Origin of the sequence: Rhizobium sp. RAF36 (genome assembly GCF_052114105.1) — a bacterium.
Lineage (GTDB): Bacteria > Pseudomonadota > Alphaproteobacteria > Rhizobiales > Rhizobiaceae > Rhizobium.
The window spans coordinates 227,709-251,006 of record NZ_JBFREC010000005.1; the positions used below are offsets into that span (position 1 = coordinate 227,709).

The window sequence follows — 23,298 nt, forward strand, 5'->3', positions numbered from 1 at the left end:
TTTTACCAGTTATATTTTCATCATGAGCTTTACCTGGACCCAGCACCGCTTTTCCGGAGGCGCGCTCGCGCTTGATGTCGCCAACAGCGTGATCCTGCGCCATGACGCCGAACAGAGCATCGATCGCTTCGCAACGCCCGATCAGCTCGACAGCTTTCCGGCCGCCGCGGCGGCGTTTTGCGCCGAGCGGGCGCTGTTCGGTGATATGATGCCGGTTAAAGTGGCGAACCGCCCGGCCTTCATCGGCCTGCGCGAAGCTACCGACCGCTACTTTCGCAGCCGCGTGGCCGGCGAGGACGATGATGGCCTTCTGGCCGGGTTGCTCGAGCGGATTGCCGCCGCATTGCGCGGGGCCGCGCCCGGCGGGCTCGACGCGGCAACGGCACATTCGGCTCTGCGGCTGATAGCCATGCCCGATCCCGAGAGAATGAAGATCTGCCGCAACTGCGGCTGGCTGTTCATCGACCGCAGCAAGAACAGAAGCCGCGCCTGGTGCGACATGACCGTCTGCGGCAACCGGGCGAAGGCCAGCCGCCACTACCGGCGCAAGAAGGAGGAGACGCCATGAAGATCAACGCGATTGCCGCGCTCGGCCTTTCGGCCCTGCTGATCGCAGGCTGCCAGCGCGAGATGGAGAAGATGGTCGAGGTATCCGGTCACATCTTCGTCTTCAACTACCGTGTGGCGACCGCCACCTATCTGGTGACGCTGCGCAAGACCTCGCCGATCCCTGACGGCACTGTGGCGATCGCCGAATTCGAAAACCCGGCGGGCGGCGATCCGATCGTGCTGCAGGAAAAGATCTTCCCCGCCTGGGACAAGATCACGCTGCAGAGCCCGGCGATCCATTGCGTGCGCAAGGACAAGCCTTACGGGGCCAAGATCAAGCTGGTGGCCGCCGACGGCAAGACGCTGCAGGAACTGCAGACGCAGTTCGTCTCCGATGTCGATCAGGCGGCGATGCTGCCCAGCAAGCCGCTGGTGGTCGGGCCGTTTTATACGAAGAACCCGGAGGTGTTTAAGGCCGACGGGACGGTGGATTATTCGAATACGGACAAGTGTCCGGCGGTTTGACGTTTACGCCCGTGCCCCCTCATCCGACCCTTCGGGCCACCTTCTCCCCGCTGGGGAGAAGGGGAAACGAGAGGTTGCGGCACATCCCTTCTCCCCTTGGGGAGAAGGTGGCGGCAGCCGGATGAGGGGGCCGCGGGCCCAAGTTCGCCGCGTCAACTCAAACAAAAAGCCGGAGCAAAAGCCCCGGCTTCATGAGTCATTTCAATCACATCAGCCGTCAGGCTGACATTCCGATTCAGCCGACGATTTCGGTGTCGGAGAACCAGTACTTGATTTCCTGGGCAGCGGTCTCGGGAGCGTCCGAGCCGTGAACCGAGTTCTCGCCGATCGAGAGAGCGTGAACCTTGCGGATCGTGCCTTCGTCAGCGTTTGCCGGGTTGGTCGCGCCCATGATTTCGCGGTTCTTCAGGATGGCGCCTTCGCCTTCCAGAACCTGAACGATGGTCGGGCCGGAGGTCATGCCTTCGACGAGTTCGCCGAAGAAGGGGCGTTCCTTGTGAACGGCGTAGAAGCCTTCAGCTTCGCGCTTGCTCATCCAGACGCGCTTGGAAGCGACGACGCGGAGGCCGGCATCTTCGAGCATCTTGGTGATAGCGCCCGTCAGGTTGCGCTTCGTTGCGTCCGGCTTGATCATCGAAAAGGTGCGTTCAATCGCCATTGGGTCAAATCCTCTGGTTTAGCGGGGAAAAGTGGGCGGTCTTTACCCGCCCCAACTCCCGAAAACAAGGGGGACGCGGCAATTTCACGCCGCTGTCACACCGCGCGCCCTGCCACCATGCAGGTCGAGGCAGCGATCGAGCCATGCGACGACCGGGTCATCGGCTGATAGCATCGACAATCCCGCCGTCACCCGCAGCCACTGCAGGGCGCCGAAAACGATGTAATCGGCAAAGAGCGGGCTCTCGCCGCCGATGAAGGGCTGGAACTTCAGCATGTGGCGCATCGGTTCGAGTTTGGCGGCAAAGGCCGCCTCCTCGGCGACGCGGTCGGCGACGACATCCTCAAGCTTGCGGCCGAGCCGTTGTTCGCGGCTTTGGCGGAAATAGGCCTTGTCGCCTTCGTCAAGCGCGCCGTGAATGTCCATCAGCGCCATCTTCATGATCGCCCTGTGGATCACCATCTGCGAATAGCCTTCGACCATCCGCGACAGCGCCTTGCCGCCCTCGCCGCCAAAGAGCGACGGCCGGTCGGGATAGGCATCTTCGAGATAGAGCGCGATCGCGAAGCTGTCGGACACCAGATGGCCGTTGTCATCGAGCACCGGCAGGGTCGGCGAGAAACCGCCGCCGATCCTGACGATGCCGGCATAGGTCGTCGGGATCTCGTCGAAGGCCAGCCCCTTGTGCGCCAGCGCCATCACGGCCTTCCAGCAATGCGGCGAAAAGAAATGCTGCGGGCGGGCGCCGCAGAGGGAATAGAGCGCAAGGGTCATGGCCGTCCTCTCGTGAATATCAGCCGCATTTCACGGCAAAGCGGCGCCGGGATCAAATGACGAAATCTGATGGGCGCCATCAGCTTCGGTGCTTGGCGCTTCAAGGTTGCATTAACCGCATTTTGCGCCTTTCCGGCGGTGAAGAGCCGGAGATACTGAAAATTCAAGCTATTTTAAAATCTGCGGCGCATAGCGAAAGGATAAGCCGCCGCTAAAGCAACGCCAGGGAACGGTGATGCAGAACACAACCAGAAATGCAGCACAGCGCGAGGGCGCCCGCCCTAGCCCGCAGAACGATGCCCAGAAGATCGCCGAGCACATGGCGCGGCTGAGCATCGCTGGGCTGCCGCGGAATTACGAACTGCTGCACGAAGCCGTCTGCGGCCGCAACACGGCGCTTGCTACCGATATTTCCGCCCTCGGCAACCATCCGGCTCAGGCGCGGCTCGACGAACTCGGCCTCAAATATAGGCTGGTCAGCCATTGCGGCCTTGCCGCCGAAACCGCCGGTACCGAAGCGAGCAAGCTGTTGCGCGAAGCCGCCGACCGGCTGTCGGATGGGCTGAAGCAGAAATATGCCTTCGCGCGCGCCGCCGAGACGCTGCTGCAATCGCTCTCCGGCAATTCCGAACAGGGGCTCGATGCCTTCATGAGCGAGATGGAATATCTCGCCTCCTCGCTGGCGTCGGTGCTCGCCGCCGAGACCGAACTCGAAGCCAAGCTGCTCTCCGATGTCGAACGCATCGAGGCGCTGGAGCGTGGCGTTGCCGCGGTACAGGCCGCCTCGGTCACCGATCCGCTGACCGGCCTGCCAAACCGCATCGCGCTCACCAATGCCATCGGCGAGCTCTACGAGCGCGACGAAGGGGCGGCCGGCAGCGCGCTCATCATGGTGGATATCGACGACTTCCGGCAGCTGAATGCCAAATATGGCGTGCAGGCCGGCAACAAGCTTATGAAGAAGCTGAGCAACCTGTTCCGCAAGTCGATCAAGAAGAACGACTTCGTCTCGCGAACCGAGGGCGACGAGTTCGCCTTCATCTTCGCCAATGTCGGCATGCGCGACGCCATCGCCATTGCCGAGCGGCTGCGCCAGTCCGTCGAAGAGAACATGGTGTTTGCGACGACGGACAAATCCGATCCGGGGACGCTCAACATCTCGCTGGGCATCGCACTCAGCGGCGATGCGGCAACCGGCGCGCAGTTGCAGGCCAACGCCCGCGTGGCACTGCTCGCCGCCCAATCCAACCGCCGCCAGCCCATCCAGGCCTTCGGCCGCTGACGGCGTCTGACCCCTTGCCTTGACCGGCTGTTTCGGCCAAAACGCCGCGCATGATCACGATCACCGAAATCTCTGCCCGCATTGCCGGGCGCCTGCTTCTCGACCATGCCAGCGTGACGCTTCCGGCGGGCACCAAGGCCGGCCTTGTCGGGCGCAATGGCGCGGGTAAATCGACGCTCTTCCGCATCATCACCGGCGATCTCGGCGCCGAGACCGGGTCGGTCTCGATCCCCAAGAACGCCCGCATCGGCCAGGTGGCGCAGGAAGCGCCGGCCACCGAGCAGTCGCTGATCGAAATCGTGCTGTCGGCCGACAAGGAACGCGCGGCCCTTCTAAAGGAAGCCGAAACGGCGACCGACGCGCATCGCATCGCCGAAATCCAGACGCGCCTCGTCGATATCGACGCACACTCAGCCGAAGCGCGCGCTGCCAGCATTCTGGCCGGTCTCGGCTTCAACCAGGAAGCCCAGCTCAGGCCCGCCTCCTCCTTCTCCGGCGGCTGGCGCATGCGCGTGGCGCTTGCCTCGGTGCTGTTTGCCGAGCCCGACCTGCTTTTGCTCGACGAGCCGACCAACTATCTCGACCTCGAAGGAACGATGTGGCTCGAGGACTATGTGCGCCGCTACCCGCACACCGTCATCGTCATCAGCCACGACCGCGACATGCTGAACAACGCGGTCAATTCGATCGTCCATCTCGACCAGAAGAAGCTGACCTTCTACCGCGGCGGCTACGACCAGTTCGAGCGCCAGAAGGCGGAAGCCGACGAATTGCAGATGAAGGCCAAGGCGAAGAACGATGCGGCGCGCAAGCACCTGCAGAGCTTCATCGACCGTTTCAAAGCCAAGGCCTCCAAAGCCCGGCAGGCGCAGTCGCGCGTCAAGGCGCTGGAGCGCATGGGCACGGTTGCCGCCGTGATCGAGGATCACGTCCAGCCGATCACCTTCCCCGAGCCAGAAAGACAGCCGGCCTCACCGATCGTCGCCATCCAGGGTGGCGCCGTCGGCTACGAACCCGGCAAGCCGATCCTCAAGAATATCACGCTGCGCATCGACAATGACGATCGCATCGCCCTGCTCGGCTCGAACGGCAACGGCAAGTCCACCTTCGCGAAGTTCATTTCCGGACGTCTCGCGCCTGACGGCGGCGAGCTGAAAGTGGCATCGAACCTGAAGATAGGCTTTTTCGCCCAGCATCAGCTGGACGACCTCGTTCCCAACGAGACGCCGGTCGAGCATGTGCGCCGGCTGATGCCGACCGAACCCGAGGCCAAGGTCCGCGCCCGCGTGGCGCAGATGGGACTGGCGACCGAAAAGATGGCGACGGCCGCGAAGGATCTCTCCGGCGGCGAGAAGGCGCGGCTGCTGATGGGGCTGGCTGCCTTCCATGCACCGAACCTGCTTATCCTCGACGAACCGACCAACCACCTCGATATCGACAGCCGCCGGGCGCTGATCGAGGCGCTGAACGACTATGAAGGCGCCGTTATCCTGATCTCGCACGACCGCCACCTGATCGAGGCGACCGTCGACCGGCTCTGGCTCGTCAACAACGGCACCGTTTCGAGCTTCGACGGCGACATGGACGAGTATCGCGACCTGATCGTCTCCTCCGGCAAGAAGAAGGACGAGAAGCCGCAGAATGCCGACGATCCGGCGACCAAGGCCGAACAGCGCAAGCTGAACGCCGACAAGCGCGCCTCCTTTGCGCCGCTGAAGAAAAAGATCAACGAAATCGAATCCTTGACGGCCAAGCTGGAGAAACAGATTCAGGCGCTTGATGCAGAGCTTGCGGATCCAGCGCTCTACGAGAAGACGCCTGCCAAGGCGGCCGAAAAGGCCAAGCAGCGCGGCGAGGCGGCAGCGAAACTGGCCGCTGCCGAAGAGCAATGGCTGGAGCTTTCCTCCGAGTATGAAGAGGCCATGGCAAGTTAGCCACAGACCCCGGAAAAGGCTGCGGCAGAACGGCACAAGTTAGCGCCCGGGCATCCGATTTAAACCGATCGTTAACCATAATTCGAAAGGTTGTCTCAACATTCATTACTGATTTGTTGAGCCCCTTTCATGTCCCGTATCGCCCTTCTTTCGAGTGTCCTCATCTCGCTTGCCCTTTGCGGCTGCCAGACGACCAAGCAGCCTGCTCCCGACAAGACGATCAAGACGTCTTCGATCAAGACCGAGGAAAGCGAAGCCGGTTTCCCGAAGCCCGCCAATCTGGCCTTCGGCGAAACCCACCATCTGGCCGGCCGCGTGCTGACGGTTTCCTCGCTGAAGGATTTGAAGCTCGAGCCGAAGGAAGTCGTGCTTTCCTTCGACGACGGCCCGATCCCCGGCCGGACCGACCGGGTGCTGGCAACGCTCGACCGCTTCGGCGTCAAGGGCGCCTTCATGATGGTCGGCGAGATGGCCGCACTGCATCCGGAGCTGGCGCGCCGCGTTGCCATGGAAGGCAACACGATCGGCAGCCACACCTACAAGCATCCGAACCTCGACACATTGTCCTTCGACCAGGCGATCGCCGAGATCACCCGCGGCGAAGCAGCCGTGACCAAGGCGACCGGCACCGACGTCAATTTCTTCCGCTTCCCCTATCTCGCCGACAGCCGCAAGCTTCGCGGTGCCGTCGCGGCGCGCGAGATGATCGTCATGGATGTCGATGTCGATACCAAGGATTATTTCACCTCTACGCCGGAACAGGTTGCCGACCGGGCCATGAACCGGCTTCGCCAGCGCGGCCGCGGCATCATCCTGATGCACGACATCCACAAGCGCACCGCAGCGATGCTCCCTGCCCTGCTCGCGCGGCTGGAAGCCGAGGGCTACAAGGTGGTGACGCTGAAGTACAAGAAAGACAGCCGCGCCATCGAAATGGCCTCGCTTTGAGGGTGACATGACGGCTTGCCCGGCTGTAGCATTCTGATAAAACAAGCGCCCAATAAATCATACTTTTGAGCGAAACACCGGAGCGAACACCCGTCATGTCCCCCATCAACCTCGCCATCGTCGGCGTCGGCAAGATCGTCCGCGACCAGCATCTTCCTTCCATCGCCAAGAATGCCGATTACAAGCTCGTTGCCACGGCGAGCCGCCATGGCACCGTGGAGGGTATCCAGAGCTTTACGACGATCGAAGCGATGCTTGAGGCCGTGTCCGAGATCGACGCCGTCTCGCTCTGCATGCCGCCGCAGTACCGCTATGAAGCGGCCTACAAGGCGCTTTCGGCCGGCAAGCACGTCTTTCTCGAAAAGCCGCCGGGCGCAACGCTGAGCGAAGTGGCCGATCTCGAAGCGCTCGCCGCCAAGAAGGGTGTCTCTCTGTTTGCCAGCTGGCACTCGCGCTATGCCGCGGCCGTCGAGGCCGCCAAGGATTTTCTCGCCAAGACCGAGATCAAGAACGTCCACGTCATCTGGAAGGAAGATGTCCGTCACTGGCATCCGAACCAGGACTGGATCTGGCAGGCAGGCGGCCTTGGCGTCTTCGACCCTGGCATCAACGCTCTGTCGATCGTCACCCACATCCTGCCGCGGGCGATCTTCCTTACCGGCGCAACGCTGGAGTTTCCTGAAAACCGCGATGCGCCGATCGCTGCCGACCTGCATTTCCGCGACGCCGGAGCGATGACCGTCCACGGCGAATTCGACTGGCGCCAGACCGGCAAGCAGAGCTGGGATATCATCGTCGAGACGGCAGCGGGTCGGATGGAGCTTGCCGAAGGCGGCTCGAAGCTCTCGGTCAACGGCGAACTGACGTTCTCCGCACCGGAAGAGGAATATCCGTCGCTCTACCGCCGTTTTGCCGAGATCATCAAGGCCGGCCAGTCCGACGTCGATCTGGCACCGCTGCGCCATGTCGCCGATGCCTTCATGCTCGGCAAGCGCAAGTTCGTGGAAGCCTTCCACGATTGATCACAGAGCACTGCGGCCCATGCGCCGCATCTCTATCTGAAAGCGAGGGCGGAGATGGCCGAAAGCAAAGCGGAAATGACCGCCCTCCTCAAGGAAGTCGCAGACAGCCCCAAGCGCGACAACAGCGCCTATCACGCCGCCATGGCCGAGGCCCGGCACGCCTTCGAGAAGGCCGAAGCCGCGCTCGGCGGGCCGGTGACGCTGAAAACCAAGGCAAAGCTGAAACGCAACGGCGACTATGTCGTGAAGTGGACGTTCAAGCGGGACGGCTGAGCGGCGCGCCTACGCCTTCTTCTCCCAGCGCCCCTCCGGCGTCTGCTGCCAGTATGTGAGGGTATGGCCCTCGCCCTTCAGCTTCTTCCACTGGGCGCGCGCGCCTTCAAGCTGCTCCTGATCGTAACCGTCTAACATGAAGACGATCCGCTCATAGGTATCAGCCACCGGCGGCTCGGCACCATCGACGATGAAGCGGACCGTGGCTTGGTTGGCGTTGTCGCCGGTCACGGTCAGGAGCACGGGCTGGCTTGCGGCCAGCTCGGTCTCATCCGTGCCATGCGGCAGGAAGCTTTCTTCACGATAGGTCCAGAGATGCGCATCGAGCGCATCACGCCGCGCCGGCTCCTTGACCTGGATGGCGACGCGCCAGCCGCGCTCGACGCTCTTGTCGACGAGCGGCGGCAGGGCGTCCTCCAGCTTGGATTCCGTCAGATGGTAGAAAAGAACTTCGGTCATGCCTGCATTCCGGCCTGTGATCAGGCCTCGTAGTGGTCGCGGACGAGCTGGTCGAGCAGCCGGACGCCGAAGCCGGAGCCCCAGGACTGGTTGATCTCATCCTGCGGCGAGCCGAGCGCGGTGCCGGCAATATCCAGATGCGCCCAGGGGGTTTCCTGCACGAAACGCTTCAAGAAATGGGCGGCGGTGATCGAACCCGCATAGCGGCCGCCGGTATTCTTCATGTCGGCGAATTTGGAATCGATCATCTTGTCGTAGTCTCGCCCGAGCGGCATGCGCCAGAGCTTCTCGTTGGCCGTCAGACCGGCGGATGTCAGCTGCGCCGAAAGCGTGTCGTCATTCGAGAACAGGCCGGCATGGACATTGCCGAGCGCCACCATGATGGCGCCGGTCAGCGTCGCCAGATTGATCATGAAACGCGGCTTGAAGCGGTCATTGCAATACCAGAGGGCATCGCAAAGCACGAGGCGGCCTTCGGCATCGGTGTTGATGATCTCGATGGTCTGGCCGGACATCGAAGTGACGATGTCGCCCGGGCGCTGGGCGTTGCCATCCGGCATGTTCTCGACCAAGCCGATGATGCCGACGGCGTTGACGTCAGCCTTGCGGGCGGCGAGCACATGCATGAGGCCGATGACGGCGGCGGCACCGCCCATATCACCCTTCATGTCCTCCATGCCGGCAGCCGGCTTGATGGAAATGCCACCGGTGTCGAAGACGACGCCTTTGCCGATGAAGGCGATCGGGCGGTCTTTCGCCTTGCCGCCCTTCCAATGCATGATGGCAAGGCGCGGCGGGCGAACGGAGCCCTGGGCGACGCCGAGGAGCGCGCCCATGCCAAGCCGCTTCATCTCGCGCTCGGTCAGGATTTCCACTTCGACGCCGAGCTTTTCCAGCTCCTTGGCCTTGGCGGCGAATTCGACCGGACCTAGCACATTCGGCGGCTCGTTGACGAGATCACGGGCCAGGTTGACGCCTTCGGCAACCGCCTCGGAATCCGCCAGTGCCTTCTTGGCGCCGCTCGCATCCGCGGTGACGATGGTGATCTTCGCCGACTTGCCGTTGGCCTTTTCGTCTTCTTCCGACTTCTTCGTCTTGTAGGTGTCGAAGCTGTAGGCGCGCAACAGCATGCCGAGCGAGAAGTCGGCGGCGGCCTTTGCAGTGATGGCAGCGCCTGGCGCATCGATGAAGATAGTCGCCTTGTCGGCGCCCTTGACCTTGGCGGCGGCGATACCGCCGAGCTTCAGCCAGTCATGCGAGGTCAAGTCCTGCGGCTTGCCGATGCCGATGACGAACAGGCGGTCGGCAGGTGAGCCCTCGGGCGCGACGAGATCGAGCGCCGACATCGCCTTGGCGGAAAACTTGGCAATCTTGGAAGCCTTGGCAATGATACCGGCCGGATCGGCAATTTCGGTACCGGCTGCCAGTTCGCCATCGCCTGCCTTCAGAAGGACGGCGAGACCGCCACTGATCTTGGCCGATTTCGCGAATGAAATATCGAATTTAACAGACATGTCTTCTCCCTGCGGATTCGCAAAGGAATCCCGTTTGGCGGCGATCATTCCGGGTTTCAGGGGCGAAAACAAGACGTGATCGGAAGCCCATGGACAAATCCACGCCGCCAAGGCAGAAAGCCACCGCGCCGCAGGAAGGCTCCGAGAACGGAAGACGTTACCAGTGATAGCAGCCCTCAAGACCTATATATCAGACCGGAGAATCGGCTTTCCGCCTGCAGCGACGGACATCTTCGTGGCGCTGTTCTGTCTGTGGTGGGTTCTGCTGATCATCTTCTCGGCATTCCCGCAGATCGACCTTTCCACCTCGCGCTATTTCTTCACACCGGCAACCTGCGACGCCACCTCACAGGCCGGCGATATTTGCGGCGCGTTCATGGCGGCCAATAACTGGTTTCTGAAGAACCTGCGCATGATCTTCTTCCGGCTGCCCTATGTGGTCGCGATCATCCAGCTTTGTATGCTGATCGCCTGCTACACGCAGCATGGCTCGACCTTCAAGGCCGCACGGGCACGCAATCTGAAAATCGCATTGAGCTCGCTGCTGATCGGCCCGGGATTGATCGTCAATGTGATCCTGAAGGAGCATTGGGGCCGCCCTCGCCCGGTGTCCGTGATCGATTTCGGCGGCATGATGGATTTCGTGCGGGCCGGATCCTTTGCGGGAAAATGCGTCAGCAACTGTTCCTTCATCTCCGGCGAAGCGGCGAGCGCCGGATGGCTGCTCTGTCTGCTGATCTTCATCCCGCAACCGGCCAGAACCGGCCTTTTTCTGCCAATACTGGCAATTTCGCTGCTGACACCAGTGATGCGGCTTGCTTTCGGCGGTCATTTCCTCTCCGACATCGTGCTCGGCTGGCTGCTTGCGGTCGTCGTCTTTGCCGGGATCTATGCCTTCACAGATTCGTCACACCGGGCAAAAAATTCTGAAATTTGAATGAATTTTTCAAGCGGACAGGTCGCAAAAGCGAAACAAACATCGTAGATGGATTCCGCTGCAAGGCGCTCGCCTCGCAGACCGACCAAGGGCAGGCATGAAACTTCTCGAGATTTACATATTGCGGCGTGTCGGCCAGATGTTCCTCGTAGCGCTGTTGCCAGTGCTGGCGATCATCTGGACGACTCAGGTGCTGCAGCGCGTCAATCTCGTGACCGACAGTGGTCAGTCGGTTGGATCCTTCGCGATGCTCGCGACACTGATCCTTCCCTCGATCATTCCCGTCGTCCTGCCCTTCGCGCTCGTCATCGGCATTACCCAGACGCTGACGACGATGAACAACGATTCCGAACTGACGGTTATCGATGCGGCAGGCGCCAATCGCAGCATCCTCGTGCGTCCCATTCTGCTGCTTGCCGCGCTGATCAGCGTCTTTTCGTTCTTTGTCGACAACGTCGTCGAGCCGAAGGCCAAGACCGGCGTGCGCCAGATGGTCGCCGAGACCTACGCTGACCTGCTCTCGACGGTCATCGAAGAGAAAAACTTCCGCAAAATCGATGACGGCCTCTTCGTTCAGATCTCCGAACGGCTAGCAGGGCGCGTGTTGCGCGGCTTGTTCGTCGTCGATGAACGCGATCCCGCATTCGACATGATCTATTATGCCCGTGAGGGTGCTGTCGATCCGAGCGGCACGTCGCTGCTGATGAAGGACGGCGAAGTTCAGCGAAAGACGCGTGATGGGAACGTTTCGATCATTCGCTTCGATTCCTATTCATTTGACCTGTCGGATCTGACTGAAAACCGTGGCCAGGCGACGCTGCGCGCCAGCGACCGGGACCTGGGATACCTGCTCAATCCCGATGTGACCGACAAGGATTATATCGCGAGACCAGGAGCTTACACTGCTGAGCTGCACCGGCGCCTGACGGATTGGACGCTGCCTTTCGTCTTCGCCCTGATATCGCTGGTGATTGCCGGCGATGCGCGATCTCACCGTCAAGCGCGGCTCCACCCGATGATCGGAGCGCTTAGCCTTTCGTTTGCGCTTCGCTGGGCGTCGTTCTACGCGGCAAACGAGATAGATACCCGTCCGACGTTTATCGCCATCCTCTACGGCATTCCGGTCGTCGCTTCGGTGATCTCCATCGTGTTCCTGAACCTTCACGGACGCTTCTCTGTGACCACGGGCATCGGAAGCGTTTGGCTTTGGATTCGAACGGCCGCGTCCTCCTATCTTCCCAGAAAGAATGGAAATTCGGGAGGGAACGCATGATTTTCGGGACACTTGGACGTTATTTCTTTCGCCGCTACCTCACGACCACGATCTGGTTCTTTCTCGGCATTATCAGCATCGTGTTTCTGATCGACTTTAGCGAAACGGCGACGAGAATGTCCGGCCTGCCGGGCTATACTGTTGCCAGCGGGCTTGTCATGACGGCTGTGCGGCTCCCTCTGCTGCTTCAGCAAACCGTTCCATTCATCGCGCTGTTTGTCGGGATGACGGTTTTGATCGGGCTCAACCGCAAATATGAGCTTGTCGTTACGCGTGCTGCCGGCATCTCGGTCTGGCAGTTCATGGCACCCTTTGCCGTCGGAGCCCTGCTGCTTGGCGTATTTACCGTCGCGGTCATCAACCCCATCGCTGCCTGGGGGCAGCGTCAAGCGGCGTTGTTGGAAACGGATTGGCGCGGGCAGGACAAGATCGCCAACGCGTCATCGCAGATACCCTGGATTCGGCAGATCAGCGGCCATGATGACGTGATCATCGGAGCAAAATCGATTGTCGAGAATGGTACGCTGCTGATGGACGCCGTCCTCGTCCACTTCAATTCCGATGGGGAAGTGATCCTGAGGCAGGACGCGAAGTCCGCAAAGTTGGAAGATGGTTACTGGCTTCTTAAGGACGTTATCGAGCGTCGGCCGGGCGAAGTCGTGCAGCGTAAGGATACGCTACAACTGCGTACCAATTTGAAGCAGGACTTTGTCAGAGAGCGTCTCACGCCACCTGAAACCATTGCTTTCTTTGATCTTTCGAACAGAATAGCAATAGCGAAGTCATTCGGCGTTCCGACCAAGGCGCTGGAGACCCAATTCCACTCACTGCTGTCGCAGCCACTGCTGCTCGTGGCGATGACTCTCATTGCTGCAACAGTGTCCCTAAAATTTAGCCGGTTCAACCAATCGAGGTCCGTGATTCTGGGTGGAATCCTCTCAGGCTTCGTGCTTTATGTGCTGACCGTGCTTGTGAAAGCATTTGGAAGCAGCGGAGTCGTACCGCCTTTCGTGGCGGCCTGGATTCCGGTAGTCGTCGCGCTCGCATTGGGTGCAACGATTCTGCTTCATCAGGAGGATGGCTAGTGGCGGCAGGCAACCGCAAGACTTTGAGTAAACACATGGTTGCCCTGCTTGCAGGCGTGACTCTGCTTAGCTACTCCGGAAGCATTCCAGAAGTCTTCGCACAGGAAAATCAGGCATCGCAAAAGCTCCAACCGAAGGTTGAAGCCGGTCAAAAGCTCGTGCTTTCGGCCAACGAACTGATTTACAACAAGGACTCGCAGGTCGTTTCGGTGATCGGCGGCGTCCAGATCAATTATGCCGGCTACAAACTTGTGGCCCAGCGCGTCGAATACAACCAGAAGACCGGCCGGATGATGGCGCTCGGCAACATCGAGATGATCAGTCCCGATGGCAACCGGATGTATTCTGACAAGCTCGATGTGACCGACGACTTTGCCAACGGTTTCATCAACGCGCTGCGCATTGAGACGGCGGACAACACCCGAATCGTGGCCGAAAGCGGCGAGCGCGTCGGCGGCACGCAGATGATCCTGAATAAGGGTGTCTACACGGCCTGCCTTCCATGCGCCGAACAGCCGGACAAGGCGCCATTCTGGCAGGTGAAAGCCCAGCGCGTCATTCAGAATGGCGAAAAGCATACGATCCGGCTCGAACATGCGCGGCTGGAGCTTCTCGGTACGCCGATTGCCTACCTTCCCTGGATCGAAGTTCCGGACAATACGGTCAAGCGCAAGTCGGGCTTCCTGTTCCCGACAATGAGCACATCGCAGAACCTGGGCTTCGGCCTCTCTGTTCCGTATTATTACGTCTTCTCTCCGAGCATGGACGCAACGGTAACCGGTACCGGCTATACGCAGCAGGGTTTCCTGCTCGATACCGAGTTCCGGCAGCGCTTTGAAAACGGCACGCACACTCTGCGCATCGCTGGCATCAATCAGCTTAGTCCGGAAAGCTTCACGGCGGGTACGAGCGACCAGCGCGACGATCGCGGCATGATCGCGTCGAAGGCGGACTTCAAGATTAATCCGCGCTGGAGCTTCGGCTGGGACGTCATGTACCAGTCGGACAACAATTTCTCGCGAACATATGAGCTGAAGGGCTACTCGGGGACGACGCAAACCAACCAAGTTTACCTGACGGGTCTCGGCAAGCGCAATTACTTCGACATGCGCGCTTTCTATTTCGACGTGCAGGACGCCGATCGGACGAGCGAAAGTGAAAAACAGCAAGCGATCGTCTATCCGACGATGGACTATCACTATGTCGCGCCGCAGCCGCTGGCGGGCGGAGAGTTGTCGCTCGACGTCAACCTGACCAATATTTCGCGTACGCACGACGACTTCTTTGACAACCCGCTCGGCGAGGACCGCTTCTCGCTCAAGGGGCAATACAGCCGCCTTAGTGGCGAACTGGAATGGAAGCGCACTTTCGTGACGCCGGCTGGCGTTCTGATCACGCCACTACTTGCCGCGCGGGCCGACGCTCTCTCGGTGAATATGGATGACCCGAACTCGATCAGCGGAACGTCCGTCTACAACGGCGACTTCGATAACGGCGATGCAGCAACTCGTGGGATGATCACAGCGGGCCTCGAAGCCCGTTACCCATTCCTGATCACCACCGACAACAGCACGCATGTGATCGAGCCGATCGCGCAGATTTACGCGCGGCCCGACGAGCCTCTTGCAGGCGCATTGCCGAACGAAGACGCACAGAGCTTCGTGTTCGACGCAACCAACCTCTTCGACCGGGACAAATTCTCGGGCTATGACCGTATCGAGGGCGGCACGCGCGCCAATATCGGCTTCCAGTATACCGGCTCGTTCGACAACGGTTACAAGCTGCATGGCATCTTCGGCCAATCCTATCAGCTGGCTGGCAAGAATTCGTTCGCCAGCCCGGATCTGGTCAATGTGGGCAGCGAATCCGGCCTTGAGACCACACGTTCCGATTATGTTGGCCTCGCTGGAATCGAGACGCCGCAGGGGCTGGCGCTGGCTGCCTCGTATCGTCTCGATGAAAAAGATCTGTCACTCAACCGGGGCGACTTCACCGCCGGTTTTCAGAATGACACGTTCCAGAGTCAGTTGATCTACACGCACATTACCGCGCAACCGGACTATGGCCTGTCCAGCGATGCGGACGAAATCCAGACGAAGGCGAGTGTCAAATTCAAGGACTACTGGTCGATCTTCGGTGGTATTGCCTGGGATCTCAACAATGATGTCATTTCGAAGAAGAGCATCGGCCTCTCTTATGAAGACGAATGCACGATCTTCACCATCGCCTACACCGACAAGCGCGACATCAGCGACGAGTCGGCAAGCGATTGGACAATCGGTGCCAGGCTGACGTTCCGGACCCTCGGCGACATCAAACTCGGGGACTTCGACAACCCGGACAGCAAGATTTATAACAACTAAGACAGATGACATGGCGGCGAAAGAAAGAGAGCCTTTCTTTCGCCGCAACAGTTTTGCAGGACATTGCCGTCAGCAATTATCTGAGGCATAGGAAAGCATCATTTCTGCTGGAATGACTGTCCGGTTGCCGCGATGGAAGGAAATAGGCGCACATTGAACTGTGCCGTCTAGGGAAGGGTCGATAGATGTTTGGCGCCAGAAAGGCCGTAACGGCATTGTTTGCAGGCGCTGCGATGTGCATCGCAGCGGCAGCCTACCAGCCCGCTTTTGCAGCGAGCGAAGTCAAGGCCGTCGTCAACGGGACGGCAATCACCAGCGGCGACGTCGCCAAGCGCGTCGCCTTCCTGCGGCTTCAGCATCAGAAGGCGGATGCAAAGACAGCGCAGGAATCCCTGGTCGATGAAACGCTGAAGCGTCAGGAGATCGCGCGTATCCGCATGTCGGTCTCCAAGGATGAAGTCGATGCATCCTTCGCGCGCTTCGCACAAGGCAACAAGCTGACGGTCGCCCAGCTGACCGATATTCTGACCAAAGCCGGCGTCGGCGCCGATCATTTCAAGCAGTTCATCGCCGTCCAGATGAGCTGGCCACGCTTGGTCAATGCGCGCTACGGCTCTTCGGCCCGCATGTCGAGCAGCGATCTCGTGTCGCGCATGATGGACAACAACAAGCAGAAGCCTGAAACCACAGAATATATGCTGCAGCAGGTGATCTTCGTCGTCCCGCCAGCAAAGAAGGGCATCACGGCGAAGCGCAAGAGCGAGGCGGATGCGTCGCGCGCCAAGTATCCGGGCTGCGATCAGGCTAAGGTCTTTGCAGCCACAATGCGTGACGTTTCCGTGCGCGATCTCGGCCGCATGCTCGCACCGCAGCTGCCGGCTGACTGGAAGCCGCTCATCGAGCAGGCGAAGGGCAACACGACCACGACACGCGTCACTGAGAAGGGCGTCGAGTATCTGGCGATCTGCAGCCAGCGTCAGGTGTCTGATGATACCGCTGCCGAAATGGTGTTCCGCCAGGAAGATCTCGACAAGGCGAAGTCCAACAAGGAATCGCCGACCGACGAGAATGCCAAGAAGTATCTCGACGAACTGCGCTCGAAGGCGCAGATCATCTATCGCTGACACCATGACAGTCCCGTTCTCGCGACCATTGGCGCTGACGCAGGGTGATCCGGCTGGTGTCGGCCCCGATATCACGCTGATGGCGTGGCTGCGCCGCCGCGAACTCGGCCTTGCGCCGTTCTTCTTCATCGGCGATCCAGATGTGCTTGCGGTCCGTGCACGGCAGCTGGATCTCATTGTGCCTGTCCGCCATGCCGACGCCGCGTCAGCGGCTGAGATATTCGCCGACGCGCTACCGGTGCTTCCGATCCCTGCCGGTGTCGAAGTTGCTGCGGGTGAGCCGCATGTTTCGACGGCCGCCGGAACGATCGCGGCGATCGAGACCGCCGTGTCGCTGACCCAGAAAGGCGAGGCGCTCGGTGTCGTCACCAATCCGATCGCGAAGTCGGTTCTCTACGAAGCAGGCTTCAAGTTTCCCGGGCATACCGAGTTTCTGGCCGATCTCGCCGCACGCGCGACCGGAAAGCCTCTCACGCCCGTCATGATGCTGGCTGGGCCGAAACTGCGCGCCATTCCCGTCACCATCCATATTCCAATCAAGGATGTGGCCCGGGCGCTCACTGGCGAACTGATCGCTGAAACCTGCCGCATCGCCCATGCCGATCTCAGAGACCGCTTCGGCATCGCGCAGCCGCGTCTTGCCGTCGCCGGGCTTAATCCGCATGCCGGCGAGAGCGGGCTGATGGGGCACGAGGACGAGGATATCATCCATCCGGCGATCCAGCAGTTGCGCTCGGAAGGCATCGACGCCATCGGCCCCCTGCCCGCCGATACGATGTTCCACGACGAAGCCCGTGCCCGCTATGACGTCGCTATCTGCATGTACCACGATCAGGCGCTGATCCCGGCCAAGGCGCTCGGCTTCGACGATTCCGTCAACGTCACGCTCGGCCTCCCCTTCGTACGCACGTCGCCCGACCATGGCACCGCCTTCGGTATCGCCGGCACGGGTATCGCCCGCGAACACAGCCTCGTTGCAGCGCTGAAGCTTGCAGCCCAGCTCGGGCGCAATGCCGAGAGCCATCGCTGATGGCCGCACTCGACGGCTTGCCGCCGCTGCGCGACGTGATCCAGCGTCACGGGCTCGATGCCCGCAAGGCGCTCGGCCAAAACTTTCTTCTCGATCTCAATCTGACGCAGAAGGTTGCCCGCACCGCCGGCAACCTTGAGAATGCGACCGTCTTCGAGGTCGGCCCCGGCCCCGGCGGGCTGACGCGGGCGATCCTGGCGCTCGGCGCCAAGAAAGTGATCGCCGTCGAGCGCGATCCGCGCTGCCTGCCGGCGCTCGCCGAAATTGCCGATCATTATCCGGGCCGTCTTGAGGTCATGGAAGGCGATGCGTTGAAGACCGATTTCGAGGGCATGGCGCCTGAAGGTCCGGTCAAGATCATCGCCAACCTGCCCTATAATGTCGGTACGCAACTGCTGGTGAACTGGCTGCTGCCGAGAGAATGGCCGCCATTCTGGGATTCATTGACGCTGATGTTCCAGAAGGAAGTCGGCGAGCGCATCGTCGCAACCGAAGACGACGATCACTACGGTCGCCTTGGGGTGCTCGCGGGCTGGCGAACGCAGGCGCACATGGCCTTCGACATCTCGCCGCAGGCCTTCACGCCGCCGCCGAAGGTGACGTCGACCGTCGTGCATCTGACGCCTCGCGAAAATCCGATCCCCTGCTCCGTCGCCAATCTGGAGCGCGTTACGCATGCTGCCTTCGGCCAGCGCCGCAAGATGCTGCGCCAGAGCCTGAAGCCGATTGGCGGAGAGGTATTGCTGGCCAAGGCCGGCATTGATCCGCAGCGGCGGGCGGAGACGGTTTCGGTGGATGAGTTTTGCTTGTTGGCGAATAGCCTCTAGGGGACTTCCTACGCTGTCCCCTCATCCCTGCGCCCTTAGGGCTGCGCCTACGGGACTCACAGGGGGCCAGTGCGCCCAAGTCTTTGGGCGCAGAAGACACTTCTTCAAATTGAAAATGAGTCATTCGCCGCGCCGATGCGCGGTGGCTGGATTCCTGTGACGAGCACAGGAATGAGGGAGGGAATCGGGCATGCCGTCGAAACCGGCGCTCCAGTCGACCTCAGAGAACCGGCGTCTCTTCCAGCAGCTTGGTAACGAAATCGAAGACGCCGTGGCCGCGGTCGCGGCGGAGACGCTCGGCCTTGACGATCGACTGCACGGAATCGAAGGCCTTGTCGAGATCGTCGTTGACGATGACATAGTCGTATTCCCGCCAGTGGCCGATTTCGGCGCGGGAATTGGCCAGCCGCTGGGCGATGACTTCTTCAGAATCTTCCGCGCGGCGGTGCAGGCGCGACTGCAGCTCGGTCATGGTCGGCGGCAGGACGAAGATCGAGACCACGTCGGCCGACATCTTTTCCTGCAGCTGCTGGGCGCCCTGCCAGTCGATGTCGAAGAGCATGTCGCGGCCCTCGCCCATTGCCTTTTCGACAGGCTGGCGCGGGGTGCCGTAGAAATTGCCGTGGACCTCGGCCCATTCGAGCAGCGAATCGGAATCGCGCAGCACCTCGAACTCGCGGATGCTGACGAAACGATAGTGGATGCCCTCGACCTCGCTCGGGCGGCGCTGACGCGTGGTGACGCTGACTGACAGACCGATCTGGCTATCCTGCGCCAAGAGCGTGCGGGCAATCGTCGATTTACCGGCGCCCGACGGCGACGAGATGACAAGCATCAGGCCGCGGCGTGCGATCTGAATGGGCGACGTTTTCGTCGGTTGCATGGATCACTCCAGATTCTGGACCTGTTCGCGGAACTGGTCGATGACGACTTTCAGTTCAATGCCGGCGGCGGTCACCGCCGAAGCATTCGATTTCGAACAGATCGTATTCGATTCCCGGTTAAATTCCTGTGCAAGGAAATCCAGCTTGCGGCCGACAGGGCCGCCTTTTGCCAGCAATTCGCGGGCAGCGGCGACATGGGCCTTCAGCCGGTCGATTTCCTCGCGAAGATCGGCCCGTGTCGCCAGCAATGCGGCTTCGGCGTGAAGCCGGTCGCGGTCGAATGCGGCTGAACTCTCCAGTAGCAGGGAGACCTGCGCCTTCAGCCGCTCGGCGATTTCCTGCGGCGAGCGCGACGGATCGCTCTCGATGGTCCTGGTCAGTGTCTCGATGGTTGAGACATGATCGAGGAGGATGCGCGACAGCGCCGCGCCTTCGTGCTCGCGCATGAGCTTCAGATCGGCAAGGGCGGCAATGAGGCCGTTCATCACCTCAGCGTCGCGCGCCGCAACCGCTTCTTCGCTGTCTTCGGTTTCGCGGAACTCCACGAGACCCCGGATCGACAGCAGCGTATCGAGCTTCAGTGGCGCCGGATCGATGATGCCGGCCAGCTGATCGCGCATCGCCAGGACGGTCGCCAGCGCTTCCTGATTGAGGACGGTTTCGAAGCGGTTCTCACCGGCCGAGACGGAAAGGTTGGCCTGCATGTTGCCGCGGCTGAAGGCCTCGCCCGTCATGCGGCGAACATCCACCTCCATGCGCTCGAGGCCAGGCGGCAGGCGCAGGCGCAGGTCGAGGCCCTTGCCGTTGACGGACCGCAGCTCCCATGCCCAGCGCCAGCGGCCGCTCGTTCCCTCACGCCGCGCAAAACCGGTCATGGATTGCAAAGCCATCCGAATCTCCGAAATCAGTTGGTTTTCTTTTTCTTCTGGGCGGCAGGCGCATCCGCCTGTGCTTCGGGCTGACCGTCGACGGCGATGTTCGGGTCGGCGCCCTTGTCAGACTCCAGCTTGCGCCAGCGCTTGACATTGGAATTGTGCTCGTCGAGCGTTGCCGCAAAGACGTGACCGCCCGTGCCATCGGCGACGAAATAGAGATCCTCGGTCTTCCACGGGTTGGCGACGGCTTCGAGCGCATCACGGCCCGGATTGGCGATCGGCGACGGCGGCAGGCCCTTGATGATGTAGGTGTTGAAGGGCGTGTCCTTCTTCAGGTCCGACTGGTAGATCGGCCGGTCGGCCGGCTTGCCGTCGCCGCCGAAGAGACCGTAGATGATCGTCGGATCGGACTGCAGGCGCATGCCCTTGCCGAGACGGTTGAGGAAGACGGATGCGACATGGGCGCGCTCATCCGGCACGCCGGTTTCCTTCTCGACGATCGAGGCGAGCGTCACCATCTCCTCCTTGGACTTCAGCTGCACCGAGGGGTCGCGCTTGTCCCAGACTTGGTCGAGCAGCTTGGTCTGTGCCGCTGCCATCTGATCGACGATTTCGCTGCGCTTGGTGCCGCGGGAGAACTTGTAGGTATCGGGGCGCAGGCTGCCTTCGGCCGGCAGCACGGTCGGCAGCTCGCCTTCCAGCACCTGGTCGTCATTCATGCGGTTGAACATCTGGCGGACGGTCAGGCCTTCGGGGAAGGAGATCGAATAGAGGATCGACTTGCCAGACTTCAGAAGCTCCATGATGTCGTTCATGGAGGCCTTGGCCTTGATCTCGTATTCACCGGCCTTCAGGCTCTCGCCCTCGTTCAGATGGGTCGCCGTCAGATAGCGGAAGATGCGGGCATCAGAGATGATGTTGTTGCGCTCGAGGTTGCTCGAGATCTCGGAGAGACCGGCGCCGCTGCGAACAATGAAATTGGTGTTGGTTTCCAGAGGACCGGGATCCTGGTAGCTCGAGATCGCGTAATAGAACGCGAAGACGGCCGCCGCGCAGCCGAGCACGACAATGGTCATGACGAAATTCAGGAAGATGACGACCTGGCTGCGCGCCTTCTTGGAGCGCTTCGGCGGCTCGGGAACGCGTTCCGGGCGCAGCGCTTCAGTCGGCGATTTCGGAATGATCCGGCCGTTCTGCGCCTGCTGGTCGCCCTGACCCGGCGTTTCGTTCCCTTGGTTCGTGTCGCTCACCCGGCAATCCTCTATATTTGGCCCCGTCTGCTTTTTAAGAAGCAATACGGCAAAAAACAGGTGGGCCGTCTCCACAAGGGGCCGGCCCTGCCTTCGTGCTGTGCCAAAAAGCGCCGTTACGCGCTGTAGCGGCGCAGAACCAGCGATGCATTGGTACCGCCGAATCCGAAGGAATTCGACAGTGCCACATTGATTTCCCGCTGACGAGCCTTGTGCGGCACGAGGTCGATCGCCGTTTCCCGCTCAGGGTTGTCGAGATTGAGCGTCGGCGGCGCGACATTGTCACGGATGGAAAGCGTCGCGAAGATCGCCTCGATGGCACCGGCGGCACCCAGCAGATGGCCGGTCGCCGACTTGGTCGAGGACATCGAGATCTTCGAGGCGGCATTGCCGACCAGCCGCTCGACAGCGCCGAGCTCGATCGTATCGGCCATGGTCGAGGTGCCGTGGGCGTTGATGTAGTCGACATCGGCAGGCGTTAGGCCGGCGCGCTTCAGCGCCATGGTCATGCAGCGTTGTGCGCCCTCGCCGTCTTCCGACGGTGCGGTGATGTGATAGGCGTCGCCGGAGAGACCGTAGCCGACGACTTCGGCATAGATCTTGGCGCCGCGCGCGAGCGCATGCTCCAGCTCTTCGAGAACGACGATGCCCGCACCTTCTCCCATGACGAAACCGTCACGGTCCTTGTCGTAAGGGCGCGATGCCTTGGTGGGGCTGTCGTTGTGCTGCGTGGACAGCGCCTTGCAGGCGGCAAAGCCTGCGAGCGAAATGCGGCTGACGGGCGATTCCGTACCGCCGGCAACCATGACATCGGCATCGCCGAATGCGATCAGACGGGCAGCATCGCCGATGGCGTGCGCGCCGGTCGAGCAGGCGGTGACAACGGAGTGGTTCGGGCCGCGCAGCTTGTGGCGGATCGAAACCTGGCCGGACACGAGATTGATCAGACGGCCGGGAATGAAGAAGGGCGAAATGCGGCGCGGACCCTTGTCGCGCAGCGTGTAGCCGGCTTCGACAATGCCTTCGATGCCACCGATGCCGGAGCCGATCAGAACGCCGGTGGCGATCTGGTCTTCGTCGGTCTGCGGATGCCAGTTGGCATCCTTGAGCGCCATGTCGGCGGCCGCCATGCCGTAGATGATGAAGGGATCGACCTTGCGCTGCTCCTTCGGCTCCATCCACTCATCGACGTTGAATGTTCCGTTGGTGCCGTCGCCGACGGGAATGCGGCAGGCGATCTTGGCGGGAAGGTCTTCGACCTCGAATTCGGTCACCAGGCGGGCACCATTTTGACCTTCGAGCAGGCGCTTCCAGGTAATTTCAGTTCCGCATCCCAAGGGTGATACCATGCCGGTACCGGTGATAACGACCCGTCTCATCGAGTGCCCCCGCCTATCGTCTTTCTTTGAGTTGGGCCTAGCCCCAAATAAAAAGGGCGGACTCGTGGCCCGCCCTTTGAAAATCGCTCAGGATTAAGCCTGGGCCTTCTCGATGAACTTGACTGCATCGCCGACCGTCAGGATCGAGTCAGCTGCGTCGTCAGGAATTTCAACGCCGAATTCTTCTTCGAATGCCATGACCAGTTCGACGGTGTCGAGCGAGTCAGCGCCCAGATCGTCGATAAAGCTTGCGCCTTCGACAACCTTGTCGGCATCGACGCCAAGATGATCAATAACAATTTTCTTTACGCGTTCTGCGATATCGCTCATGTC

Annotated in this window: 23 protein-coding genes; 14 read left to right on the top strand and 9 right to left on the bottom strand. The window is 61.0% G+C overall.

Features of this window, described 5'->3' with window-relative positions:
- Nucleotides 1–22: 22 nt before the first annotated feature.
- Nucleotides 23–568 carry a CGNR zinc finger domain-containing protein gene (locus tag AB4Z25_RS19160; RefSeq protein ID WP_112537589.1) on the top strand — a complete coding sequence of 182 codons (546 nt, stop codon included), beginning with the start codon at nucleotides 23–25 and terminating at the stop codon, nucleotides 566–568.
- Complete coding sequence (locus AB4Z25_RS19165) at nucleotides 565–1,074, top strand: hypothetical protein (protein WP_112537510.1); 510 nt, start codon at nucleotides 565–567, stop codon at nucleotides 1,072–1,074. Before AB4Z25_RS19160 ends, AB4Z25_RS19165 begins: the two co-directional genes overlap by 4 nt.
- 235 nt (nucleotides 1,075–1,309) lie before the next feature.
- On the opposite strand, the gene ndk is transcribed toward AB4Z25_RS19165, so the two are convergent.
- Together ndk and AB4Z25_RS19175 are read right to left on the bottom strand one after the other, a co-directional pair.
- Nucleotides 1,310–1,732, bottom strand: coding sequence for a nucleoside-diphosphate kinase (gene ndk, locus AB4Z25_RS19170; RefSeq protein WP_016553456.1), 423 nt, complete (start codon nucleotides 1,730–1,732; stop codon nucleotides 1,310–1,312).
- An 84-nt stretch (nucleotides 1,733–1,816) separates the two neighbouring features.
- Nucleotides 1,817–2,506 carry a glutathione S-transferase family protein gene (locus AB4Z25_RS19175; RefSeq protein WP_112537511.1) on the bottom strand — a complete coding sequence of 230 codons (690 nt, stop codon included), beginning with the start codon at nucleotides 2,504–2,506 and terminating at the stop codon, nucleotides 1,817–1,819.
- A 235-nt stretch (nucleotides 2,507–2,741) separates the two neighbouring features.
- On the opposite strand from AB4Z25_RS19175, the gene AB4Z25_RS19180 reads away from it, so the two are divergent.
- The 5 genes from AB4Z25_RS19180 (at nucleotide 2,742) to AB4Z25_RS19200 (ending at nucleotide 7,965) form a co-directional block, all read left to right on the top strand.
- Nucleotides 2,742–3,788, top strand: a complete 1,047-nt coding sequence (locus tag AB4Z25_RS19180) for a GGDEF domain-containing protein (RefSeq protein ID WP_112537512.1) — start codon at nucleotides 2,742–2,744, stop codon at nucleotides 3,786–3,788.
- Nucleotides 3,789–3,838: 50 nt separating this feature from the next.
- Nucleotides 3,839–5,722: an ABC-F family ATP-binding cassette domain-containing protein gene (locus AB4Z25_RS19185; protein WP_112537513.1), complete on the top strand. Its 1,884-nt coding sequence runs from the start codon at nucleotides 3,839–3,841 to the stop codon at nucleotides 5,720–5,722.
- 129 nt (nucleotides 5,723–5,851) lie between these two features.
- The gene (locus tag AB4Z25_RS19190) at nucleotides 5,852–6,670 is read left to right on the top strand and encodes a polysaccharide deacetylase family protein (protein ID WP_112537514.1); all 819 of its coding nucleotides are present in this window, start codon (nucleotides 5,852–5,854) and stop codon (nucleotides 6,668–6,670) included.
- A 95-nt stretch (nucleotides 6,671–6,765) separates the two neighbouring features.
- The gene (locus tag AB4Z25_RS19195; RefSeq protein WP_112537515.1) at nucleotides 6,766–7,692 is read left to right on the top strand and encodes a Gfo/Idh/MocA family protein; all 927 of its coding nucleotides are present in this window, start codon (nucleotides 6,766–6,768) and stop codon (nucleotides 7,690–7,692) included.
- A gap of 54 nt (nucleotides 7,693–7,746) precedes the next feature.
- The gene (locus AB4Z25_RS19200) at nucleotides 7,747–7,965 is read left to right on the top strand and encodes a hypothetical protein (protein WP_112390891.1); all 219 of its coding nucleotides are present in this window, start codon (nucleotides 7,747–7,749) and stop codon (nucleotides 7,963–7,965) included.
- A gap of 9 nt (nucleotides 7,966–7,974) precedes the next feature.
- Here AB4Z25_RS19200 and AB4Z25_RS19205 read toward each other — a convergent pair whose 3' ends face one another.
- Together AB4Z25_RS19205 and AB4Z25_RS19210 are read right to left on the bottom strand one after the other, a co-directional pair.
- Complete coding sequence (locus AB4Z25_RS19205) at nucleotides 7,975–8,424, bottom strand: DNA polymerase III subunit chi (RefSeq protein ID WP_112537516.1); 450 nt, start codon at nucleotides 8,422–8,424, stop codon at nucleotides 7,975–7,977.
- Nucleotides 8,425–8,444: 20 nt separating this feature from the next.
- Complete coding sequence (locus AB4Z25_RS19210) at nucleotides 8,445–9,938, bottom strand: leucyl aminopeptidase (protein ID WP_112537590.1); 1,494 nt, start codon at nucleotides 9,936–9,938, stop codon at nucleotides 8,445–8,447.
- A gap of 166 nt (nucleotides 9,939–10,104) precedes the next feature.
- Between AB4Z25_RS19210 and AB4Z25_RS19215 the strand changes: the two genes are divergently transcribed.
- From AB4Z25_RS19215 to rsmA, 7 genes are all read left to right on the top strand, one after another.
- Nucleotides 10,105–10,875 carry a phosphatase PAP2 family protein gene (locus AB4Z25_RS19215; protein WP_442208857.1) on the top strand — a complete coding sequence of 257 codons (771 nt, stop codon included), beginning with the start codon at nucleotides 10,105–10,107 and terminating at the stop codon, nucleotides 10,873–10,875.
- Nucleotides 10,876–10,972: 97 nt separating this feature from the next.
- The gene (locus tag AB4Z25_RS19220) at nucleotides 10,973–12,148 is read left to right on the top strand and encodes an LptF/LptG family permease (RefSeq protein WP_112537517.1); all 1,176 of its coding nucleotides are present in this window, start codon (nucleotides 10,973–10,975) and stop codon (nucleotides 12,146–12,148) included.
- Entirely contained in the window at nucleotides 12,145–13,233 is a 1,089-nt protein-coding gene (gene lptG, locus AB4Z25_RS19225; protein ID WP_442208829.1) for an LPS export ABC transporter permease LptG, read from the top strand. Before AB4Z25_RS19220 ends, lptG begins: the two co-directional genes overlap by 4 nt.
- Entirely contained in the window at nucleotides 13,233–15,596 is a 2,364-nt protein-coding gene (locus AB4Z25_RS19230) for an LPS-assembly protein LptD (RefSeq protein ID WP_112537519.1), read from the top strand. Before lptG ends, AB4Z25_RS19230 begins: the two co-directional genes overlap by 1 nt.
- A gap of 185 nt (nucleotides 15,597–15,781) precedes the next feature.
- Nucleotides 15,782–16,720: a peptidylprolyl isomerase gene (locus AB4Z25_RS19235; protein ID WP_112537520.1), complete on the top strand. Its 939-nt coding sequence runs from the start codon at nucleotides 15,782–15,784 to the stop codon at nucleotides 16,718–16,720.
- Nucleotides 16,721–16,724: 4 nt separating this feature from the next.
- Complete coding sequence (pdxA, locus tag AB4Z25_RS19240; protein WP_112537521.1) at nucleotides 16,725–17,750, top strand: 4-hydroxythreonine-4-phosphate dehydrogenase PdxA; 1,026 nt, start codon at nucleotides 16,725–16,727, stop codon at nucleotides 17,748–17,750.
- Complete coding sequence (rsmA, locus tag AB4Z25_RS19245; RefSeq protein WP_112537522.1) at nucleotides 17,750–18,577, top strand: 16S rRNA (adenine(1518)-N(6)/adenine(1519)-N(6))-dimethyltransferase RsmA; 828 nt, start codon at nucleotides 17,750–17,752, stop codon at nucleotides 18,575–18,577. Before pdxA ends, rsmA begins: the two co-directional genes overlap by 1 nt.
- 220 nt (nucleotides 18,578–18,797) lie before the next feature.
- Here the strand turns inward: rsmA and gmk are convergent, their stop codons facing one another.
- From gmk to AB4Z25_RS19270, 5 genes are all read right to left on the bottom strand, one after another.
- Nucleotides 18,798–19,460, bottom strand: coding sequence for a guanylate kinase (gmk, locus tag AB4Z25_RS19250; protein ID WP_112537523.1), 663 nt, complete (start codon nucleotides 19,458–19,460; stop codon nucleotides 18,798–18,800).
- Between the two features lie 3 nt (nucleotides 19,461–19,463).
- Nucleotides 19,464–20,351 (bottom strand): YicC/YloC family endoribonuclease, encoded by an 888-nt coding sequence (locus tag AB4Z25_RS19255; protein WP_112390866.1) that lies wholly within the window; start codon nucleotides 20,349–20,351, stop codon nucleotides 19,464–19,466.
- A 14-nt stretch (nucleotides 20,352–20,365) separates the two neighbouring features.
- Nucleotides 20,366–21,586, bottom strand: coding sequence for an endolytic transglycosylase MltG (gene mltG / locus AB4Z25_RS19260; protein WP_112537524.1), 1,221 nt, complete (start codon nucleotides 21,584–21,586; stop codon nucleotides 20,366–20,368).
- A 116-nt stretch (nucleotides 21,587–21,702) separates the two neighbouring features.
- Nucleotides 21,703–22,965, bottom strand: a complete 1,263-nt coding sequence (gene fabF, locus AB4Z25_RS19265) for a beta-ketoacyl-ACP synthase II (protein WP_112537525.1) — start codon at nucleotides 22,963–22,965, stop codon at nucleotides 21,703–21,705.
- 93 nt (nucleotides 22,966–23,058) lie between these two features.
- Nucleotides 23,059–23,295, bottom strand: a complete 237-nt coding sequence (locus AB4Z25_RS19270; protein ID WP_003502080.1) for an acyl carrier protein — start codon at nucleotides 23,293–23,295, stop codon at nucleotides 23,059–23,061.
- Nucleotides 23,296–23,298 lie beyond the last annotated feature (3 nt).

Coding starts and splice junctions, on each gene's coding strand:
- AB4Z25_RS19160 (WP_112537589.1), top strand. CDS start 23: ATGAGCTTTACCTGGACCCAGCACCGCTTTTCCGGAGGCGCGCTCGCG.
- AB4Z25_RS19165 (WP_112537510.1), top strand. CDS start 565: ATGAAGATCAACGCGATTGCCGCGCTCGGCCTTTCGGCCCTGCTGATC.
- ndk (WP_016553456.1), bottom strand. CDS start 1,732: ATGGCGATTGAACGCACCTTTTCGATGATCAAGCCGGACGCAACGAAG.
- AB4Z25_RS19175 (WP_112537511.1), bottom strand. CDS start 2,506: ATGACCCTTGCGCTCTATTCCCTCTGCGGCGCCCGCCCGCAGCATTTC.
- AB4Z25_RS19180 (WP_112537512.1), top strand. CDS start 2,742: ATGCAGAACACAACCAGAAATGCAGCACAGCGCGAGGGCGCCCGCCCT.
- AB4Z25_RS19185 (WP_112537513.1), top strand. CDS start 3,839: ATGATCACGATCACCGAAATCTCTGCCCGCATTGCCGGGCGCCTGCTT.
- AB4Z25_RS19190 (WP_112537514.1), top strand. CDS start 5,852: ATGTCCCGTATCGCCCTTCTTTCGAGTGTCCTCATCTCGCTTGCCCTT.
- AB4Z25_RS19195 (WP_112537515.1), top strand. CDS start 6,766: ATGTCCCCCATCAACCTCGCCATCGTCGGCGTCGGCAAGATCGTCCGC.
- AB4Z25_RS19200 (WP_112390891.1), top strand. CDS start 7,747: ATGGCCGAAAGCAAAGCGGAAATGACCGCCCTCCTCAAGGAAGTCGCA.
- AB4Z25_RS19205 (WP_112537516.1), bottom strand. CDS start 8,424: ATGACCGAAGTTCTTTTCTACCATCTGACGGAATCCAAGCTGGAGGAC.
- AB4Z25_RS19210 (WP_112537590.1), bottom strand. CDS start 9,938: ATGTCTGTTAAATTCGATATTTCATTCGCGAAATCGGCCAAGATCAGT.
- AB4Z25_RS19220 (WP_112537517.1), top strand. CDS start 10,973: ATGAAACTTCTCGAGATTTACATATTGCGGCGTGTCGGCCAGATGTTC.
- lptG (WP_442208829.1), top strand. CDS start 12,145: ATGATTTTCGGGACACTTGGACGTTATTTCTTTCGCCGCTACCTCACG.
- AB4Z25_RS19235 (WP_112537520.1), top strand. CDS start 15,782: ATGTTTGGCGCCAGAAAGGCCGTAACGGCATTGTTTGCAGGCGCTGCG.
- pdxA (WP_112537521.1), top strand. CDS start 16,725: ATGACAGTCCCGTTCTCGCGACCATTGGCGCTGACGCAGGGTGATCCG.
- rsmA (WP_112537522.1), top strand. CDS start 17,750: ATGGCCGCACTCGACGGCTTGCCGCCGCTGCGCGACGTGATCCAGCGT.
- gmk (WP_112537523.1), bottom strand. CDS start 19,460: ATGCAACCGACGAAAACGTCGCCCATTCAGATCGCACGCCGCGGCCTG.
- AB4Z25_RS19255 (WP_112390866.1), bottom strand. CDS start 20,351: ATGGCTTTGCAATCCATGACCGGTTTTGCGCGGCGTGAGGGAACGAGC.
- fabF (WP_112537525.1), bottom strand. CDS start 22,965: ATGAGACGGGTCGTTATCACCGGTACCGGCATGGTATCACCCTTGGGA.
- AB4Z25_RS19270 (WP_003502080.1), bottom strand. CDS start 23,295: ATGAGCGATATCGCAGAACGCGTAAAGAAAATTGTTATTGATCATCTT.